The 18686-nt window shown below is 40.7% G+C and carries 19 protein-coding genes; 13 read left to right on the forward strand and 6 right to left on the reverse strand.

Features of this window, described 5'->3' with window-relative positions; genetic code table 11:
- Positions 1 to 57: 57 nt before the first annotated feature.
- From ACZ47Z_RS03520 to ACZ47Z_RS03530, 3 genes are all read left to right on the forward strand, one after another.
- Complete coding sequence (locus tag ACZ47Z_RS03520; protein WP_055147652.1) at positions 58 to 756, forward strand: response regulator transcription factor; 699 nt, start codon at positions 58 to 60, stop codon at positions 754 to 756.
- The gene (locus ACZ47Z_RS03525) at positions 725 to 2866 is read left to right on the forward strand and encodes a sensor histidine kinase (RefSeq protein WP_464525888.1); all 2142 of its coding nucleotides are present in this window, start codon (positions 725 to 727) and stop codon (positions 2864 to 2866) included. Before ACZ47Z_RS03520 ends, ACZ47Z_RS03525 begins: the two co-directional genes overlap by 32 nt.
- 91 nt (positions 2867 to 2957) lie before the next feature.
- Positions 2958 to 3638 carry a TIGR00266 family protein gene (locus tag ACZ47Z_RS03530; RefSeq protein ID WP_444316991.1) on the forward strand — a complete coding sequence of 227 codons (681 nt, stop codon included), beginning with the start codon at positions 2958 to 2960 and terminating at the stop codon, positions 3636 to 3638.
- 105 nt (positions 3639 to 3743) lie between these two features.
- On the opposite strand, the gene ACZ47Z_RS03535 is transcribed toward ACZ47Z_RS03530, so the two are convergent.
- Positions 3744 to 4436, reverse strand: coding sequence for a helix-turn-helix transcriptional regulator (locus tag ACZ47Z_RS03535; protein WP_054753330.1), 693 nt, complete (start codon positions 4434 to 4436; stop codon positions 3744 to 3746).
- A gap of 226 nt (positions 4437 to 4662) precedes the next feature.
- Between ACZ47Z_RS03535 and ACZ47Z_RS03540 the strand changes: the two genes are divergently transcribed.
- Positions 4663 to 5037 carry a RidA family protein gene (locus ACZ47Z_RS03540; RefSeq protein ID WP_015527940.1) on the forward strand — a complete coding sequence of 125 codons (375 nt, stop codon included), beginning with the start codon at positions 4663 to 4665 and terminating at the stop codon, positions 5035 to 5037.
- A gap of 149 nt (positions 5038 to 5186) precedes the next feature.
- On the opposite strand, the gene hydE is transcribed toward ACZ47Z_RS03540, so the two are convergent.
- Positions 5187 to 6260: a [FeFe] hydrogenase H-cluster radical SAM maturase HydE gene (gene hydE / locus ACZ47Z_RS03545; protein ID WP_464525889.1), complete on the reverse strand. Its 1074-nt coding sequence runs from the start codon at positions 6258 to 6260 to the stop codon at positions 5187 to 5189.
- A 148-nt stretch (positions 6261 to 6408) separates the two neighbouring features.
- Here hydE and ACZ47Z_RS03550 point away from each other — a divergent pair, with 148 nt between their 5' ends.
- The 3 genes from ACZ47Z_RS03550 to trxB all read left to right on the forward strand — a co-directional run bounded on the left by ACZ47Z_RS03550 (position 6409) and on the right by trxB (position 8566).
- Positions 6409 to 6690, forward strand: a complete 282-nt coding sequence (locus tag ACZ47Z_RS03550) for an acylphosphatase (protein ID WP_015527938.1) — start codon at positions 6409 to 6411, stop codon at positions 6688 to 6690.
- Positions 6691 to 6753: 63 nt separating this feature from the next.
- The gene (gene proC / locus ACZ47Z_RS03555) at positions 6754 to 7548 is read left to right on the forward strand and encodes a pyrroline-5-carboxylate reductase (protein ID WP_117825304.1); all 795 of its coding nucleotides are present in this window, start codon (positions 6754 to 6756) and stop codon (positions 7546 to 7548) included.
- 100 nt (positions 7549 to 7648) lie between these two features.
- A complete protein-coding gene (trxB, locus tag ACZ47Z_RS03560) occupies positions 7649 to 8566 on the forward strand; it encodes a thioredoxin-disulfide reductase (RefSeq protein WP_054753437.1) in 918 nt (305 codons plus the stop codon).
- Between the two features lie 127 nt (positions 8567 to 8693).
- Here the strand turns inward: trxB and ACZ47Z_RS03565 are convergent, their stop codons facing one another.
- From ACZ47Z_RS03565 to ACZ47Z_RS03575, 3 genes are all read right to left on the reverse strand, one after another.
- Positions 8694 to 9194 carry a hypothetical protein gene (locus ACZ47Z_RS03565; RefSeq protein ID WP_054753333.1) on the reverse strand — a complete coding sequence of 167 codons (501 nt, stop codon included), beginning with the start codon at positions 9192 to 9194 and terminating at the stop codon, positions 8694 to 8696.
- 42 nt (positions 9195 to 9236) lie between these two features.
- Positions 9237 to 10172, reverse strand: coding sequence for a PucR family transcriptional regulator (locus tag ACZ47Z_RS03570; RefSeq protein ID WP_054753334.1), 936 nt, complete (start codon positions 10170 to 10172; stop codon positions 9237 to 9239).
- 96 nt (positions 10173 to 10268) lie between these two features.
- On the reverse strand, positions 10269 to 11381 hold the full coding sequence (locus ACZ47Z_RS03575) for an ABC transporter ATP-binding protein (protein ID WP_054753337.1): 1113 nt from the start codon (positions 11379 to 11381) through the stop codon (positions 10269 to 10271).
- 308 nt (positions 11382 to 11689) lie between these two features.
- On the opposite strand from ACZ47Z_RS03575, the gene ACZ47Z_RS03580 reads away from it, so the two are divergent.
- The 3 genes from ACZ47Z_RS03580 to htpG all read left to right on the forward strand — a co-directional run bounded on the left by ACZ47Z_RS03580 (position 11690) and on the right by htpG (position 15197).
- On the forward strand, positions 11690 to 12298 hold the full coding sequence (locus tag ACZ47Z_RS03580; RefSeq protein ID WP_117916066.1) for a hypothetical protein: 609 nt from the start codon (positions 11690 to 11692) through the stop codon (positions 12296 to 12298).
- 110 nt (positions 12299 to 12408) lie between these two features.
- On the forward strand, positions 12409 to 12927 hold the full coding sequence (locus ACZ47Z_RS03585) for a peptidylprolyl isomerase (RefSeq protein ID WP_054753339.1): 519 nt from the start codon (positions 12409 to 12411) through the stop codon (positions 12925 to 12927).
- 215 nt (positions 12928 to 13142) lie between these two features.
- A complete protein-coding gene (gene htpG / locus ACZ47Z_RS03590) occupies positions 13143 to 15197 on the forward strand; it encodes a molecular chaperone HtpG (protein WP_464525890.1) in 2055 nt (684 codons plus the stop codon).
- Between the two features lie 141 nt (positions 15198 to 15338).
- Here htpG and ACZ47Z_RS03595 read toward each other — a convergent pair whose 3' ends face one another.
- A complete protein-coding gene (locus ACZ47Z_RS03595; protein WP_054753341.1) occupies positions 15339 to 15824 on the reverse strand; it encodes a DUF5721 family protein in 486 nt (161 codons plus the stop codon).
- A gap of 173 nt (positions 15825 to 15997) precedes the next feature.
- On the opposite strand from ACZ47Z_RS03595, the gene ACZ47Z_RS03600 reads away from it, so the two are divergent.
- The 3 genes from ACZ47Z_RS03600 to ACZ47Z_RS03610 are packed head-to-tail and all read left to right on the forward strand — an operon-like array spanning position 15998 to position 18666.
- A complete protein-coding gene (locus ACZ47Z_RS03600) occupies positions 15998 to 16762 on the forward strand; it encodes a GDSL-type esterase/lipase family protein (protein WP_055147826.1) in 765 nt (254 codons plus the stop codon).
- A complete protein-coding gene (locus ACZ47Z_RS03605) occupies positions 16759 to 17244 on the forward strand; it encodes a DUF4358 domain-containing protein (RefSeq protein WP_054753343.1) in 486 nt (161 codons plus the stop codon). The genes ACZ47Z_RS03600 and ACZ47Z_RS03605 overlap by 4 nt, the downstream gene beginning before the upstream one ends.
- A 12-nt stretch (positions 17245 to 17256) precedes the next feature.
- A complete protein-coding gene (locus ACZ47Z_RS03610) occupies positions 17257 to 18666 on the forward strand; it encodes an MBOAT family O-acyltransferase (protein WP_464525891.1) in 1410 nt (469 codons plus the stop codon).
- Positions 18667 to 18686: the final 20 nt, after the last annotated feature.

Consider the following 18686-nt stretch of genomic DNA (forward strand, 5'->3'; position numbering starts at 1 on the left):
ATTTACAGAGTATTCTGTAGATATATAAAGGAGGTCATTTTTTTAGGAGGAAACAAAATGGAGATCAATCACGTATTAATTGTAGAGGATGATAAAGAGATCAGAGAAGGTGTACAGATTTATCTGCAGAGTCAGGGATATAAGGTGTTTCAGGCAGCAGACGGCATCGAAGGATTAGAAGTCCTTGAGAAGGAAGAAATCCATCTGGCAATCATTGACATCATGATGCCACGTATGGATGGGATTCGTATGACGATGAAGTTGCGCGAGAAATACGATTTTCCTGTAATCATGTTGTCTGCAAAATCAGAGGAAGTTGATAAGATCACAGGGCTCAACATCGGAGCGGATGATTATGTGACAAAGCCGTTTACACCGATGGAACTGATGGCCCGTGTAAATTCTCAGCTGAGACGTTACCGCAGATTTCTGGAGAAGCTCGTACCACAGGAGAATGTACATGTGATCGGAGGACTTGAGATCAATGAGGATACGGTAGAAGTCACAATGGATGGCAATCCGGTGAAATTAACTCCGATCGAGTACAAGATTCTGCTTCTTTTGGCAAAGAATCCGGGAAGAGTCTTTTCATCCGAAGAGATTTACGAAAGAGTATGGCAGGAAAAGGCAATTAATACAGATACGATCATGGTACACGTAAGAAATATTCGGGAGAAGATTGAAATCGATCCGAAGAAACCAAAATATTTAAAGGTGGTGTGGGGTGTTGGATACAAACTTGAAAAGCAACCGTAAGATAAGAACAATTATAACGATAGTAATTCTTAGCTTATTCGCAGCAGGTGTTGTGGAAAGTTATTATGTGGTAAGAAAAAATATCGCATCAACATTTACAGTAGAAGATGATGTTGAAGAGTGTATTGAGCGAATGGACTATTCCCTTGCGACAGGAAATCGCCTTCTCTATAGCGAGGTCACAGATGCGATGGATGCATCGGAACAGATGGAATTAATGTCAGACAGTGCATTCTCTCTTTTTAAAAAATATATGGATTATCAGATCTTTGATAAAGAAGGGAATCCCTTGCTTGAAGGAAATGACGACCAGACAAACGAGGCTTTGAAGTCAGATAATTCTTATGTTCTCAAAATCGAATATAAGTATGGCACATCCGGAACAATGTCAAATGTAACAGTTAGCGGTACGAAACTGTCACCGGAAGAAGCGTACGATGTGGAGAAAGATTTGTCTTATTATTGTATGGATGCAGATCTTGAGGATCAGATTGACGATGAAGAGCAGACAGATGGAATCAGTATCGTTTATGGGATGACAGATGCAAATTATGATGAATTCATTTCTGCAAATCAGGAGGAAGACGAGTATGTGGATTATAATTATTCCATGTTCTGGAGTTCCGCTGCACTCTTCTTTTTAGGAGCTCTGCTTGCAGCATTACTTCTTCCATGTATTCCAAAAGTTGGAAGATACGAAGGAAAAATATTCCGCATGCCATTTGAACTTGCAGTGATTCTGGGGATTTCTGCATTGGGTATAGGCTATGATGCATTTGCAGGTTTAGTATACTGGTCTTTTGAGAACTATCACCCGTCAGGAAATATTATGTGGAATACAATCAGTATGCTGGGAATCAACTGGGGTATCTGGTTCTGCCTACTGGGAGTTTTCTTCTGTGTGGCAGAGAGTCTTCGACTTATATTTACAGAGGGAAGAAATTACTGGGAAGAACACACAATAGTAGGAATGCTGATCCGTTGGGGAAAGGAAAATCGTGGAGAAGTACATGAAAAGAGACATTTATTGAAGAAAGCATGGAAAGATATGAAAGCATTTTTGCATCATCAATATGAAGCAATTCTTCAGATGGATCTGCGGGATAAAGGAAATAAAGGAATCCTCAGAATCGTGATCTTGAACTTTCTTCTGCTCTTAGTAGTGAAATTATTTTCTTACAGCATAGGACTGATACCATTAATTGTTTATTCTATCATTTTATTCTTTGTAATGAAGAAAGTGCTAAATGGAATCAAGAAGAAATATCAGCTTCTGCTTAAATCAACAAATCAGCTTGCAGAAGGACAGCTAGATCTTCCAATCGAAGGTGATGTCGGAATCTTCCGTCCGATTCAGGATGAATTAAAGAAGATTCAGAGCGGATTCAAGAAAGCGGTGGATGAAGAGGTAAAAAATGAGCGTATGAAGACAGAGCTTGTTACAAATGTTTCTCACGATCTCCGTACTCCGCTGACCGCGATCATCACTTACATTGACCTTTTAAAGAATGAGAAAGACGAAGAAAAGAGAAAAGAATATACAGAAGTACTTGAGAGAAAATCTCTTCGTCTGAAAGCCCTGATTGAGGATCTCTTTGAGATGAGTAAGGCAGCAAGTAAGACTATCCAGATGAATTACATGAAAGTGGATCTCGTAGGACTGATCCGTCAGGCGGAGCTTGAGAACGAGGAAAAGATTAGAGAAGCACATCTGGAATTCCGTTGGAAACTTCCGGAGGACAAAGTAGTTCTCTGGCTGGATAGTGAAAAAACATATCGAATTTTTGAGAACTTGATTGTTAATATTACAAAATACGCAATGCCGCATACGAGAGTTTATATAGAAATGAATGAGCGGCCGGATGACGTGCAGATTTTTATGAAAAATGTTTCCGCAGGGGAATTGAATTTCAATACAGAGGAGATCACGGACCGTTTTGTAAGAGGAGATTCTTCAAGAAATACCGAAGGATCTGGACTTGGCCTGGCAATTGCCAAGAGCTTTGCACAGCTACAGCATGGTAATTTAAATATTACAACAGAAGCAGACCTGTTCAAGGCGGAGATCATACTTCCTAAATTGGAGATGAGCGAGAAAAAAGAAGATTAGGGACTGGAAAATGTTGTAAAAGAATAGTATTCTTAGAATAGATGGAACTTTACAGAATATGTTAGGAAGAATGATTCAGGAGGAATAAACCATGAGATATGAAATCAAAGGTGATACCCTTCCGGTAGTGATCTGCTATCTGGAGAATGGAGAAAGAATGATTACAGAACGCGGTTCTATGAGTTGGATGTCTCCGAATATGAAAATGGAGACAACTTCCAACGGAGGAATCGGAAAAGCATTTGGAAGAATGTTTTCAGGCGAGGCACTGTTCCAGAACCGTTATACAGCAACGGGAGGTAATGGGATGATCGCATTCGCATCCAGTTTTCCGGGACAGATTGTAGCACGCCAGATTGCACCGGGACAGGAGTTGATCGTACAGAAGTCAGGATTTCTCGCTTCAGAAGAAGGTGTTGATCTTTCTATTTTCTTCCAAAAGAAATTCGGAGCAGGATTCTTCGGCGGAGAAGGGTTTATCATGCAGAGACTTTCGGGAAATGGAATAGCATTTCTTGAATTTGATGGACATGTGGTAGAGTATGAACTGAGACCGGGACAACAGATTGTAGTGGATACCGGATATCTTGCAGCAATGGATGCAACTTGCAGCATGGAGATTCAGACAGTACCGGGATTTAAGAATATGGTATTCGGCGGTGAAGGTGTGTTCAATACAGTTGTCACCGGACCTGGACATGTATGGCTTCAGACAATGCCAATCTCCAGCGTGGCAGGAGAACTTCTGAGATATATGCCGGCTGGAAAATAAAGGATGAAAAAAGGACAGGATACTTTCAAATGAAATGTTAGATAAAATGAAAGTGTCTTGTCCTTTTCACTGCGTAAACAGTAATGTTTTGCATATCAGATAGTGCTAATTATTTACTTTCTCAAGATTGCGCAGATGCAGATATACGGTATTCTTACTGATTCCCAGCGCTTCGGCAATCGTGATGACGGCATCCTTTAGATTAAAGATTCCCTGCTGGTAAAGTCGGAAAATGATTTCTTTATTCTTATTTGTGCTCGATATTGCTGAATCCATCAACACTTCTTGACGAACGGTTTGAATGGTCTGCTCAAGAAGATCAGAACTGCTCTGGGAAAATGTCTCATGAATCTGACCGGAGACTGTGAGACCGTCAGAATCAGATGGAATCGGAACAGCAAAGTTGCAGAAGAAATCTGCCATTGTTGTATTCATATAAAAGTTGATACAGAGCAGTCCGATAATTCTGTCCTTCTCTCCTTTGACAGGAATTGTAGTTGACTTCAGCGGTTCTCCTTTTACATTTGTGGAAAAATAAATAACACCATGGTCATTTTCTTCATTTCGACGGATCTGCTCGAGCATCTTCAACGCAAGGTCGGTAATCGGTGCACCTTCGGTACGTCCTGTGTGATATCCGTTGATGACCTTGATTGCAGAGTGTTCATAATCTTCCAGACTGTGAAGGACAATCTCGTATCCATTTCCAAGATAATTGGAAAGTCCATCGAGTGTCTGACAGTATGAGTGCAGAATCTTTTTGTCAAGTGAAGTTAATTTTAAATTTCCGGTTGGCATAATCATGCGTCCTTTCTGTCTGTGTGAAAGATATCCAGTTTTGTTCGGTCAAAACAGACAAATAGTATATTGATGGTTTTATTTTATCATGGATATGCTGGTTTGTGTGAAAAAAGAAGTCAATGAAAAATAGTTAAGTGAATGAAATTTTATTGACTAAACGATTTTAACGTTATATAATTTCATTAAGAACTTATAATTTCAATAAATCAGGAGGTAGAATTCAATGAAAACAATTTCAACACCAAAGGCACCAGCTGCAATCGGACCATATTCTCAGGCAAAGGTAGTTAACGGAATGTTATACGCTTCAGGCCAGATCCCGATCAACCCGGCTACAGGTGATGTAGATGCCACAACAATCGAAGGACAGACAGAGCAGGTTATCGCTAACATCGCTGCTGTTCTTGAAGAAGCTGGATCAAGCTTTGACAATGTCGTAAAGACAACATGCTTCCTTGCAGATATCGCTGATTTCGGAGCATTCAACGGAGTATACGAGAAATACTTTACAAGCAAACCAGCTCGTTCATGCGTAGCAGTTAAGGATCTTCCGAAGGCTGTTCTCGTTGAGATCGAGATCTTAGCTGTTGTAGAGTAATTCTTACAGTTAGTAGAGAAAATGAAAAAATGACACTGCGCTGTGAGGCGAGGTGTGAATAGAAAAGGAGTCCATGGAAATGCGATATGTCGCATACCATGGACTCCTTTTGTTACTGTTCACACAATGTGCGACCAGCAACCTCCTTTTTACTTATTCAAGGAATCTCCCCGGTCTACAACAACGCGATATCCGACAGACTCCATTCTTTGAGCCAGGCAGTTCTTGCACTGTGCCGATTCATCACCGGTGCAGATCTTGTTATCATAAAGCAGATAATCTTTGCGAACATCTGTTGGAGAAAGGTTTGGCATAACGACATTAGCTCCTGCGAGAATTCCCTGTTCCCTTCCGGTCGGAGAAATCGTACCGAGGGCGGTTGTTGCCGGGAGAAGTACTTTCGGTAGCATAAGACGGATCAGCCCAAGCAGATAAAGTGTCAATTCCAACGTTCCGGCAGGTTCCTCAGCAAACTGTGTGTCGTGGTGAGGGATAAAAGGACCAATCCCAACCATATGCGGATTCAATTCTTTTAAGAAAAGCATATCATCTGCAAGATTCTCAGTTGTCTGGAAAGGTGCACCGACCATGAATCCGGTTCCAATCTGATAGCCAATCGATTTTAAATCCCACAGACAGTTTTGACGGTGACGCGCACTTAAGGAAGCAGGATGAAGCTTACGGTAATGTGCATCATTATAAGTTTCATGGCGAAGTAAATAGCGGTCAGCGCCGGCATCGAATAAAGTCTGGTATGCATCATGTTCCATTTCTCCAACAGAGAGTGTGATTGCACAGTCCGGCCAGTTTTTGTGGATGTCAGAGACAATATCAGCCAGACGCGGAACCGTGAACCAGCCATCTTCACCACCTTGAAGAACGAAGGTGCGAAAACCAAGTTCATATCCGGTTTTGCAACAGTTAAGAATCTCTTCTTTGGTAAGACGGTAGCGATGTGCATTCAGATTACTTTTGCGGATACCGCAGTAATAACAATCGTTACGACAATAGTTAGTGAATTCAATTAGTCCGCGGACATAAACATTATGTCCATAGTGAGTGATTCGTACTTCGCGTGCATTTTCAAATAAATAGTTGGCAAGTTCAGGGGTTCTTCCGTCAATTAGCCGAATCCATTCATTTTTAGAGAGAGTCTGTGTATCTCGTAATTTATTTATCAATTCTTTCAGATCAGAAGTCTGTGATGTTTCATAATTACTCATTCGTTCTCGAAGCCCTCCTTCAGAAAAGTTATTCCCATTATAACACAGGAAGCAGGGACTGTTTACCGAAAAGAACTGTACAAGGTAAAAAAATATGTTAGAATAACGATAGTGTACAACATAAATTGCTTCAAGGGAGTGATCAGATATGGCAGAAGTTAGAAAGCACATTGTTTTTCACGGTCGTGTACAGGGTGTTGGATTCCGCTATACAGCGAAATATCTGGCGAATTCACTAAATCTGGTTGGCTGGGTTCAGAACGAATGGGATGGAACCGTTACAATGGAAGTTCAGGGACGCGAATGGCTGATCAATGAACTGCTAAAAGGGCTGAACAGAAATCAGTTTATTACAATCGACTGGATGGACACAGAAGAAATTCCGTTAGAGGATGAGAAAAAATTCTGGGTGAGAGACGGATACATGTAGATAAAAGGTTACTGGACACGGTTCTTAGAACAGTAATGGTAAAAGAAAAGGAGACTTAAGATCATGAAATTAGGATTTATTGGAACAGGAAATATGGCAGGAGCAATCATGGGCGGAATCATCAAAAAGGGAATTATTGCCCCGGAAGAGATCATCGGTTCAGATATTATGGAAGCAGGACGTGAACGTGCGAAAAAAGAGCATGGAATTCATGTGACAGCAGATAATATAGAAGTAACACAGAAAGCAGAAGTATTAGTTCTCTCTGTAAAACCACAATTCTATGCACAGACAATTGCTGAGATCAAAGATGCAGTAAGAGAAGACCAGCTGATTATTACAATCGCACCGGGCAAGACTCTCGCATGGCTCGAAGAGCAGTTTGGAAAGAAAGTTAAGATTGTAAGAACAATGCCGAATACACCAGCATTAGTTGGAGAGGGAATGACAGCGGCATGCCCGAATGATGCAGTGACAGAAGAAGAAAAGAACTATGCACTGGAGCTTCTTAGTTCTTTTGGTAAAGTAGAAATCGTGCCGGAGCATTTGATCGATGCAGTTGTTGCAGTCAGCGGAAGTTCACCGGCATATATCTTTATGATGATCGAGGCAATGGCAGACGGAGCGGTAGCTGAGGGAATGCCTAGATCACAGGCGTATCAGTTCGCAGCACAGGCAGTACTTGGAAGTGCAAAGATGGTACTCGAGACAGGAAAGCATCCGGGAGAACTGAAAGATATGGTATGTTCACCGGCAGGAACAACGATTGAGGCAGTACGTGTACTTGAGAAATTTGGACTTAGAAGCGCAGTGATCGAGGCAGAGAAAGTCTGCGCAGATATGTCCAGAAATATGTAAGAAGTGATTGAAACATATTACAGTTTAGCGTAAATGAAAAAATGAATTACAGCAATCAGAAAATGTAGAAACAGTTTGTTGGGAAAGGAAAAATATGGGAATTTATGATATTGGAATCATCGGTGGAGGAACTGCAGGGATGACTGCGGCTATCTATGGCCAGCGTGCAGGAAAGCAGACCGTACTCTTCGAGGGAACAACCTTCGGTGGTCAGATCACATCTTCTCCGAATGTAGAAAATTATCCGGGAATTGCAAGTGTGAGCGGCAGTGAATTCTCTATGAATCTGATGGATCAGGCAGTAAAGCTGGGAACACAGACCATAATGGAGCAGGTGACAGGTATCCGTGAAGAAGCGGATTATAAAGTGATTGTAACAACGGAAAAAGAATATGAATGCAAAAGCATTATTCTTGCCACTGGTGTGACACACCGCCATCTTGGAGTTCCGGGAGAGGAACGTCTGACAGGTGCAGGAGTTTCATACTGTGCGACTTGTGATGGAATGTTTTTCCGGGGAAGAGAAGTTGCAGTTGTCGGAGGTGGAAGTACAGCACTCCAGGATGCAGAATTTCTGTCAAATTACTGTAGCAAAGTTTATCTGATTCACAGAAGAGACGAATTCCGGGGAGAAGATCAGATTGTAAAACGTCTGCAAGAGAAAGAAAATGTAGAGTTTATCTTAAATACAACTGTTCAGGAAATCCGTGGAGAGCAGATGGTGGAAAGTCTGCGGGTTTTGAATAAAGTAACAGGAGAAGAATCAGAACTTGCTGTCTCCGGAATTTTCGTAGCTGTCGGACAGATTGCACAGAATGAAAAATTTGCTGATGTTGTTCAGTTAGATGAGGGTGGATTTATTGTTGCCGGAGAAGATTGCAAGACGTCAGAAGCGGGAATCTATGCAGCAGGAGACTGCCGGACAAAAGAAGTGCGTCAGCTTACAACAGCGGCAGCGGACGGTGCAGTAGCTGCACTTGCCGCATGTAAATATATAGCAGATGTTGCTGAAAAATAAGATTATGATGTTTTAAGTATGTAATTGCAATTCGTAATCTACAACCAGACAGAAAAGAAAAAACAAGTACCACAATTAGTAGTTACTGATTGTGGTACTTGTCTGAGTTAGAAACAAACATTCAATATTAATCTACGAACATCTTCATTCCCATCCATTGTTTCATATGTTCAATCATCTTTTCATCAGGTTCAATATAAACACAAGTCATTTTCTGATTGATCGGGATCATGATTGCGAAAACCTTTGCATTTGCATTTCCAGATGAAAAGTCGCAAGTTGTTTCCGGATGATAAGAATCCAGTCGATGAGATCCTTTTGGTGCAATAATCTCAGCATGCTGAATATCCAGGTTTATTTTGGATTTTCTTTTCTCTTTGCTGTAAATTGCATCAATATCCAGATCGTGATTCAGAAGGGAATATTCATACTCCACATTTAAGAGTGGAAATGCAAAATAATAAGCAAGTAAAGCCAGGATTGCTGCAAGAGCAAAAGCAAAGAATCCAAGAAATGGCATTCCTACGATTGCGACCGCAACGATCACTACAATAATAAGAATGCGGATGATAAAATCCATTGGTTTTGATTTTCTGGCTACAATATGTTCACATAATGCGTCATTCATAAGTTATAAGTCCTTTCTTATATAGTATTTAATATATATCAATTACACCGCAGTGCAATTTTTTTCTTTTTCAGCATGAAGATAGTTCATGACCATTGTTGCAATCTTAAATGTCATTGCATCTTCGAATTGCCTTAAGTCAAGTCCGGTACGCTTTTCAATCTGCTCCAGACGATAGATCAGCGTGTTGCGGTGCATATGGAGCTGGCGTGAAGTCTCAGCAATGTTCAGATTATTCTGAAGGAAACGGTTGATCGTCAGGAGTGTCTCATCGTCCAGCTTGTCCGGAATCTTGTCTAAGAAAACTTCCTGGAGAAAGCTTTCGCACAGAGAAACAGGAAGCTGATAAATCAGGCGGCCAATCCCCAGTTCATTGTATGGAAAGACAGTCTGCTCCGGATAGAAAAGTTTTCCAACTTTCAGTGCAAGACTTGCCTCACGAAAAGCCCCGGATAATTCCAAAAGAGAAGGAATCATCTGACTAAAAGAAACCTGAACATGTGCAAGAGCTTCCGCATTCAGCGTGTCAACAATCGCATGAGCCAGATGTCTTGCATGTTCATCAGCAGAATCTTTGGAATCCTTTGTCTCATGAAATGGATATAATACAGCCAGTCGCTCTTTTGAAACAGGAACAATATAAGCTTTTGTTTGAGAAGGAAACAGATTTTTAAGGATCTCTCCAATAATCTCATCAGGTTCCTTTATTTCAATCAAAAAGAGAATTCGATTTTCTTCCGGTGCAATGTGGAGCCGTGCGGCACGCTGCTGTACATCATAGGAAGGAACACCGCCGGTCATCAGTCCCATAAGAAAATCATTTTTATTATATTTTTCCCGGTAGGCAAGGCAGAGACAGCGAATCTGTTCCAGGGCCATCTGCTCCTGTTCAGAATCTTCGGCAGTCACTGCGAGTGTGATTCCGGTCAAACGTTTTAATTCATTGAGTCCTTTTTCAAGTTCGGATGTATTAGCCATAGTAATCTCCGTAAATAAAATAGTAATAGATGGAAGAAAGGCTGCACCTTCCGAGAAAAGTACAGCCCCCTCCGTGTTTAGTTTAATTGTAAAGGATTAGTTTGTAATAGTCAACTCTGTGTCTTTGTCAAAGAGATGAATTTTTTCCATATCAAGTGCAAATACTGCATGATCTCCAGTTCTGAGTGTTGTACGTGGGTTAACACGTGCTGTCATCTGAGTTCCCTCAACATCGAAGTACAGGAATACTTCTGCTCCAAGCAGCTCGTAAACTTTGATTGTAGACTCAATTACGCTGTCAGGAGAGTTGCTGATGAACGCCTGTGAATCATGTACATCTTCCGGACGAATACCAAGAACAACTGTCTTTCCATCATATCCGCCATCGATCAGTGCCTGCTTCTTAGAAGCCGGTACCTTAAGAACATGTTTTCCAACTGTAAGAGTAACATCATTTCCTTTAATTGTACATTTTGCATCCATGAAGTTCATCTGAGGTGATCCGATGAATCCTGCTACGAACAGGTTGCATGGTGTATTGTAAAGTGCCTGTGGTGTATCTACCTGCTGAACAACTCCGTCTTTCATAACAACGATTCTTGTTCCAAGTGTCATAGCCTCTGTCTGGTCATGTGTTACGTAGATAATTGTAGCACCCAGATTCTCATGAAGCTTGGAAATCTCGATACGCATCTGAACTCTCAGTTTAGCATCCAGGTTGGAAAGTGGCTCATCCATAAGGAATACCTTAGGATTACGAACGATAGCACGTCCCATAGCAACACGCTGTCTCTGTCCACCGGAAAGGGCCTTCGGTTTACGGTCGAGCAGTTTCTCAAGATCAAGGATCTTAGCAGCCTCACGAACCTTCTTATCAATCTCATCTTTCGGAACTTTACGAAGTTTCAGTCCGAAAGCCATGTTATCATATACTGTCATATGTGGATACAGAGCGTAGTTCTGGAATACCATTGCGATATCACGATCCTTTGGCTCTACATCGTTCATTACTTTTCCGTCGATCTTAAATGTACCGCCGGAGATATCCTCCAGACCAGCGATCATACGAAGTGTTGTAGATTTACCACATCCTGATGGTCCTACGAAGATGATGAACTCCTTGTCAGCGATTTCAAGATTGAAATCTTTTACTGCGTGAAATCCGTTAGGATAAATTTTCTGAATTCCCTGAAGAGATAAACTTGCCATTATAAGTGCCTCCTTAAATGATTACTTTTTACTTGTTTGACTAAATTTGGTTTTGTTTTTTAATTGGTAGTTGATTTTGGTTTGTTTAACTTATGTACTTAGTATAGCGTTAGGCACGAAAATCAACAATGTCACGAGTGACTAAAAAAAGGAGGGGAAAGTGTACATTTCAACCATATGAGGTTATAATTACAGTTAATATGTACAAATCAGTAGGAAATGACAGTAGAAATGCAGCTTATAAAATAATAATGGACCGAATGATAAGAGATAAAACAAGATTTTTACAGAGAGGAAGAACAACAGAAATGAAACAGATTCTGGATTATTTTATGATAGACGGAGAAGTAGGCGGCAATCAGGACTGGTTCCGCAATGTGGTGATGCACATTGGCGGATGCGCTGCGGCAACAGCGTGTGACTTCTGTATCTATTTTGCAAAATATAAAGGAAAGAAGAACCTGTATCCTTTTGATGCAGAGAATCTGAGTAAAGAAGATTATATTCAGTTTTCCATGAAAATGAAACCATATCTTCGCCCAAGAATGAGTGGAGTGAACAAGTTGTGGATGTACACAGAAGGCTTTGGAAAGTATCTGGAAGATATAGGAGAAAAGGTGGAATTCAAAGAATTTTCCGGTGAACATACAGCAAGAGAAGCAGCAGTATTCATTAAGAAGAAAATCAATGAAGGAACGCCGGTTCCATATCTGATGTTGCGTCATAAAGACAAGAAATTTGCTGATTTTGTATGGCACTGGTTTTTATGTATCGGATATGAAGAGACAGCAGATGATCTTCTGATTAAAGTGGCGACTTATGGGGAAGCAACAACATTTTCACTGAAGGAACTGTGGAATACCGGGTATAAGGAAAAAGGCGGATTGATAGGGATTACTGTTTACAGAAATCTTTGAACAGTAACGTATTTTTACCGAGAACGTTTGAAATAATAGATGTATCTTGATGTTCTTAGATAAATCCGCTACAATAGAGTCATTAAATCTATGGAAAAGAGGAATTAAACATGGCAAATCCAGTAGTTACATTTGAGATGGAAAATGGTGATATTATGAAAGCAGAGCTGTATCCGGAAGTAGCACCGAATACAGTGAATAACTTTGTGTCCCTTGTAAAGAAAGGATTCTATGACGGATTGATCTTCCACCGCGTAATCAGTGGATTCATGATCCAGGGAGGAGATCCGGAAGGAACAGGAATCGGTGGTCCTGGATATTCAATTAAAGGAGAGTTTGCACAGAATGGTGTGGCGAACAGCCTTGTACATGATGCAGGAGTTCTTTCTATGGCACGTGCAATGCATCCGGATTCAGCAGGAAGCCAGTTCTTCATTATGCATAAGAAAGCACCACACCTTGACGGAGCTTATGCTGCATTTGGTAAGATTACAGAAGGAATGGATGTAGTGAATAAGATTGCTGAGACAGCAACAGACTACAGCGACCGCCCGCTTGAGAAACAGGTAATGAAGAAAGTTACTGTTGAGACATTTGGAGAGGATTATCCGGAGCCGGAAACAGTATAGTTCATAAAAACTTTATACTTTTAACGAAATTATTAGCACTCTTTTGAAAGGAGTGCTAATTTTCTATTGACTTTTAAATTTTGCTGTACTAGAATGTCCATTAGGCAGGCAAATATACTATCGATATCAGCGAAAAAGCTGATTGACAGCCGATATTAAAAGAAACGTAACTGAGCAGTTACGGATAGATTATAAATAAAAAGGAGTGCAGTAAAATGGCAGTTAAAAAAGGTACTTTATCAATTGACAGCGAAAACATTTTTCCTATTATCAAGAAATGGGTTTATTCCGATCATGATATCTTTGTACGTGAACTCGTATCCAACGGATGTGATGCGATCACTAAGCTGAAAAAGCTGGATATGATGGGAGAATATGAACTTCCGGAAGGATACAAACCGAAGATCGAAGTAATTGTCAACCCGGAAGAGAAGACAATGAAGTTTATCGATAACGGACTTGGTATGACAGCAGAAGAAGTAGAGGAGTATATCACTCAGATCGCATTTTCAGGTGCGACACAGTTCCTTGAGAAATATAAAGACAAGACAACAGAAGATGATATGATTGGACACTTCGGTCTTGGATTCTACTCAGCATTCATGGTAGCTGACGAAGTTCAGATTGATACTCTTTCCTATAAAGAAGGTGCGAAACCGGTACACTGGGCAAGTGAAGGCGGTACAGAGTATGAGATGCAGGAAGGAAATAAGACAACAGTCGGAACAGAGATCACACTGTATCTGAATGAGGACAGCCTTGAGTTTGCAAATGAATACCGTGCAAGAGAAGTACTTGAGAGATATTGCTCTTTCATGCCGGTAGAGATCTTCCTCTCCAAGGCAAATGCAGAGCCGGAGTACGATACAATCGATGAGGCAGATGTTCTTGATACAGATACTGTAGTAGAGCATATTACAGAGGAACCAAAGGAAGGCGAAGAGGGCGAGCCGAAGCAGAAAGCGAAGATTGTAAGACGTCCGGTATCTATCAGTGATACACATCCGCTGTGGACAAAGAACCCAAGCGAGTGTACAAAGGATGACTATATTGATTTTTACCGCAAGGTGTTCATGGATTACAAAGAGCCACTGTTCTGGATTCACCTGAACATGGATTATCCATTTAACTTAAAGGGAATTCTGTACTTCCCGAAGATCAATACAGAGTATGATTCCATTGAAGGAAAGATTAAACTTTACAATAACCAGGTATTTATCGCAGATAATATTAAAGAAGTAATCCCAGAGTTCCTTATGGTACTTAAGGGAGTGATCGACTGTCCAGATCTGCCGTTGAACGTATCACGTAGTGCACTGCAGAACGACGGATTTGTAAACAAAGTTGCTGATTACATTTCCAAGAAGGTTGCTGACAAGCTGAATGGAATGTTCAAGACAGACCGTGAGAACTATGAGAAATATTGGGATGACATCAGTCCATTCATCAAGTTCGGCTGCCTGAAGGATGAGAAATTCGGTGAGAAGATGAAGAATTCTATGCTTTACAAGAATCTTGATCATAAATACATGACTCTCGAAGATATCATCAAAGAAGCCAAAGGCGAAGAAGCTGATGCAGCCAAGACAGAGGAAGCTAAGGCAGAAGAAACAAAAACAGACGCAGAAGAGTTTAAGGACGCAGATGCGAAGGAAGAAGAGAAGACAAGAATCTTCTATGTAACAGATGAAGTACAGCAGAGCCAGTACATCAACATGTTCAAGGCCCAGGGACAGGATGCGATCATTCTGACACATAACATTGATTCTGCATTTATCACATACCTTGAGCAGAAACATCAAGAAGTTCAGTTCTTGAGAATTGATGCAGATGTACATGATTCTCTGAAGGATGAAGTGGCAGAAGATGAGAAGGAAGAATTCCAGAAGACAACAGACAGCCTTGTTGAAATCTTCCGCAAAGAGCTTGGCAATGAGAAGCTTGATGTTAAAGTTGAAAAGCTCAAAGATGAGAATGTAGCATCTATGGCAGTTCTTTCTGAGGAAAACAGAAGAATGCAGGAGATGATGAAGATGTATGGTATGGGCGGCATGGATGCATCCATGTTCGGAAGCCAGGCAACACTGGTTCTTAACGCCAACCATCCGCTGGTTCAGTTCCTTGTAGCGAATAAGGACAGCAAGAACGCATCAATCATCTGCAAACAGCTGTATGATCTTGCAATGCTTGCTCATAAGCCGTTAAGTCCGGAAGAGATGACAGCATTTGTTAAGAGAAGCAATGATATCATGATGCTTCTGACAAAATAATAAAGTAAAATGATGAGAAACATGTTCCATGAGTTTCTCATCATTGGCAGTAATAAGTTCAGCCGCTTCACGATGATTTGACCGTGAGGCGGCTGTTATTATGTGCGCCTTGCGGCACACATTGCTAATGGATTTTTAAATTTACATCAACTCAAATGCAATCTCTTTTTTTAAAAAGAACTTCTTTACCATCTCATCCCATTCGCGTTCCAGGGTCTTATCCATCATAAAACTCTTGAAGGAAGTTCCTGTCACGCAGGTGAGATGAGTTCCATCGTAACGTATATTCAAATATAGTCCCTGCACGTCAGCAGGATTAAGTCCCAGTTCTTTCTGTTCAATCAGACGGGAAATATTCTTTGAATTTAGGCTGAAGACAAAATGAAAACCGAGCGGTGTTTTCTTTCCCTTAATTAAGGAAAAACAAAATTCACGCAGATTTTTCCAAAGAGAATATTCCGGAATCTCTTCTTCGGAATCAAAGAAATCTTTCTGTATATACCCGTCAATCCGAAAGGTATTAAACGTAATAATCTCTCCTTCAATAAAAGAGAAATTGTCAAAGGTCTCTTTTAACAGAAGGTGAGACATGAAGCTTTTTACATTTGTTAAAGTCAGTGAAATCATATAAATCAGATACCTCCGCAGCTGTTTAAGTTCTTAATCGTCTACCTATCATTGTACTAAAAGGAATGGCGAGATACAAGCGCAGATTTGTTGACTTTTATTGCTAAAAAATGTACTATTAAAACAGTATGGGATTCTATACACTATATAAAAAACAGAAAGAATATAGATATATGAAGAAAACAATAAAAAGAAAGCAAAAACTGGGAATCCGGATCGGGGTCGGATGTGCGCTGGTCATTACAGTGATACTCCTGGCAGTGCAGGGTGTTAGCAATCTGACAAAGAAGCCAGTCGACACCAGTGAAGGAATTGCATATATAAAAGGCAAAGAATCTGCAGATGCGAAGACGATTGAGCAGAAGATTAATCAGTTGGAAAAGAAAGATGGAACAGGAGATTCATCCGATACAAGAAGCATGAAGGAACGCTTTTCCGGTGCTGTTGTGATGGGCGATTCCATTGCGGCGAGCTTTACAGAGTATGACGTACTGAATACATCAAGTGTTGTTGCGAAAATTGGAATTCATTTCAGCGAACTGGATGATCAGATCGAGCAGGCAAAACAACTGGATCCGCAGATTGTTTTTCTGGCATATGGGATGAATGATGTAACTAAGACAAACGGAGATGTAGACAAGTTTATCAAGGATTATTCAGATGTGATTAAGAAGATTCAGAAGGCTATGCCGGATGCGCACATTTTTGTGAATGCTGTTTTTCCGGTGCAGGAAAGTGCGGTAGAGAAGGAGCCGGCACTTGCAAATATCGCAGATTACAATGAAAAACTAGAAGCGATGTGTGAAAAGAAGCAGATCGGATACATTGATAATTCAGATATTATAGAAGATGAGTATTATGAAGAGGATGGAATTCATTTTAAAGCGAATTTCTATCCAATCTGGGCAGAAAAGATGGCGGAGGTGGCAACGCTATGACAGAGAAAAGACAGCGAATGATCTCTGCGATGAAATATATACTTTTAGTAATTATCGTGGGATATCTTGTGATATTGATGCTATATGCAAGTGGAAGTAAGCGGACTTTTTCAGAAGTATCAAAGGCTGTGAGCAGTGTATTGGACAGTAAAGAACTTGTGCAGATGGATGACCAGATGCTTAAGAGAAATTATGGACTGAACAGTGCGGATTACAAGGGTGTTTTGTATTATTCTTCTCCGTCCAGTATTTCAGCAGCGGAAGTTCTGGTGATACAGGTGAAAAATGATGCACAGATAGAAAATGTGACAAATGCGATCGCACAGAGAAAAGCACAGAGAATAGAAGATTTTGATTCTTACCTGCCGGAACAGGTGAAGCTTTTAGAGGACTCACAGGAAAGCATTCGTGGAAGATATATCTTTTTTGCAGTATCTTCGAAAGCTTCTGAATATCGCAGCGCATTTGACAAGAGTCTGTAGAAGGGGGAGCAGATGTTATTTAGTAGTATTACATTTTTGTTTTTATTTCTGCCGATCATGCTGGCAGTTTATTATATTGCACCGCCGCAATGGAAGAATCTCCTGCTGCTTGCAGGCAGTCTGATCTTCTATGCCTGGGGTGAACCGGTTTATATCATTCTGATGATACTCAGTATTTTGTTAAACTATTTTTGCGGAATGGATATTGAGAATAAGAGTGAGAATGAGGCGAAAGCAAAGCGGTCACTGGTCTTTGCAATAACAGTAAATATTGTGCTGCTTGTGTTCTTTAAATATTTTGGATTTTTGGTAGAAAGTACGAATACGTTGTTCGGAATCAGTATTCCATACAGGGAACTGGCATTACCGATTGGAATTTCTTTTTACACATTTCAGGAAATTTCCTATATTGTAGATGTATATCGAGGCAAGGTAAAAGCACAGCAGAGTCTGGTGAAGTATGCGCTGTATGTATCCATGTTTCCGCAGCTGGTTGCCGGACCAATCGTCTGTTATGGAGATATTGAGAAGCAGCTTACCGCAAGGAAAATCTCCGGAAGAAAGTTGGGACAGGGCGCGATGCTCTTTATTATTGGACTTTCGAAGAAAGCAGTGCTTGCAAATACACTGGGAAAGATTTTTGAAGAAATCTCATCGACATCAGCAAGTAACCTGACAGTTCTGATGGCATGGCTTGGATGTATTACTTATGCATTCCAGATTTATTTTGATTTCAGCGGCTATTCAGATATGGCAATCGGACTTGGAAGAATGTTCGGTTTTGAGTTTAAGAAGAACTTTGATGTGCCGTATATTTCTAAAAGTATTACAGAATTCTGGCGCAGATGGCACATTTCTTTGAGCTCCTGGTTCCGTGAATACGTATATATTCCGCTTGGTGGAAATCATGTGACGATTTCAAGAAATATTGTAAACCTTTTGATTGTCTGGATGCTGACCGGAATGTGGCACGGAGCTGCATGGAATTTTATTGTATGGGGAATCTATTATGGAGTAGTTCTCGTACTGGAGAAATATGTCTGGGGGGCAATTGTGGATCGGTGGCCAAGTGTATTGCAGCATATTTATGCATTAGTACTGGTGCTGGTTGGCTGGGTGTTTTTCTTTAGTCCAAGCCTTGGAGCAGCACTTCGTTACCTCTTTGCAATGGTTGGCGGCGGAGCAGGAGTTGCCAGTAAAGAAGTATTCTTTGTGATCCTGACACACTGGTTGTTCTACTTGTTGGCAGTAATTGGATCAACAACACTTGGATCAAGAATGCTCCGTGCAATCCTGAATGTGTCTGAGAATCATACAGTACGGACTGTAATCACACTGGTTGTTTTCTTTGGAATGCTGGCAATATCAGTTGCTTATCTGATCGCAGATACGTACAATCCGTTTTTGTACTTTAGATTTTAGAGAGTTATAGAAAACAGTGA

The organism is Mediterraneibacter faecis, from assembly GCF_055383675.1.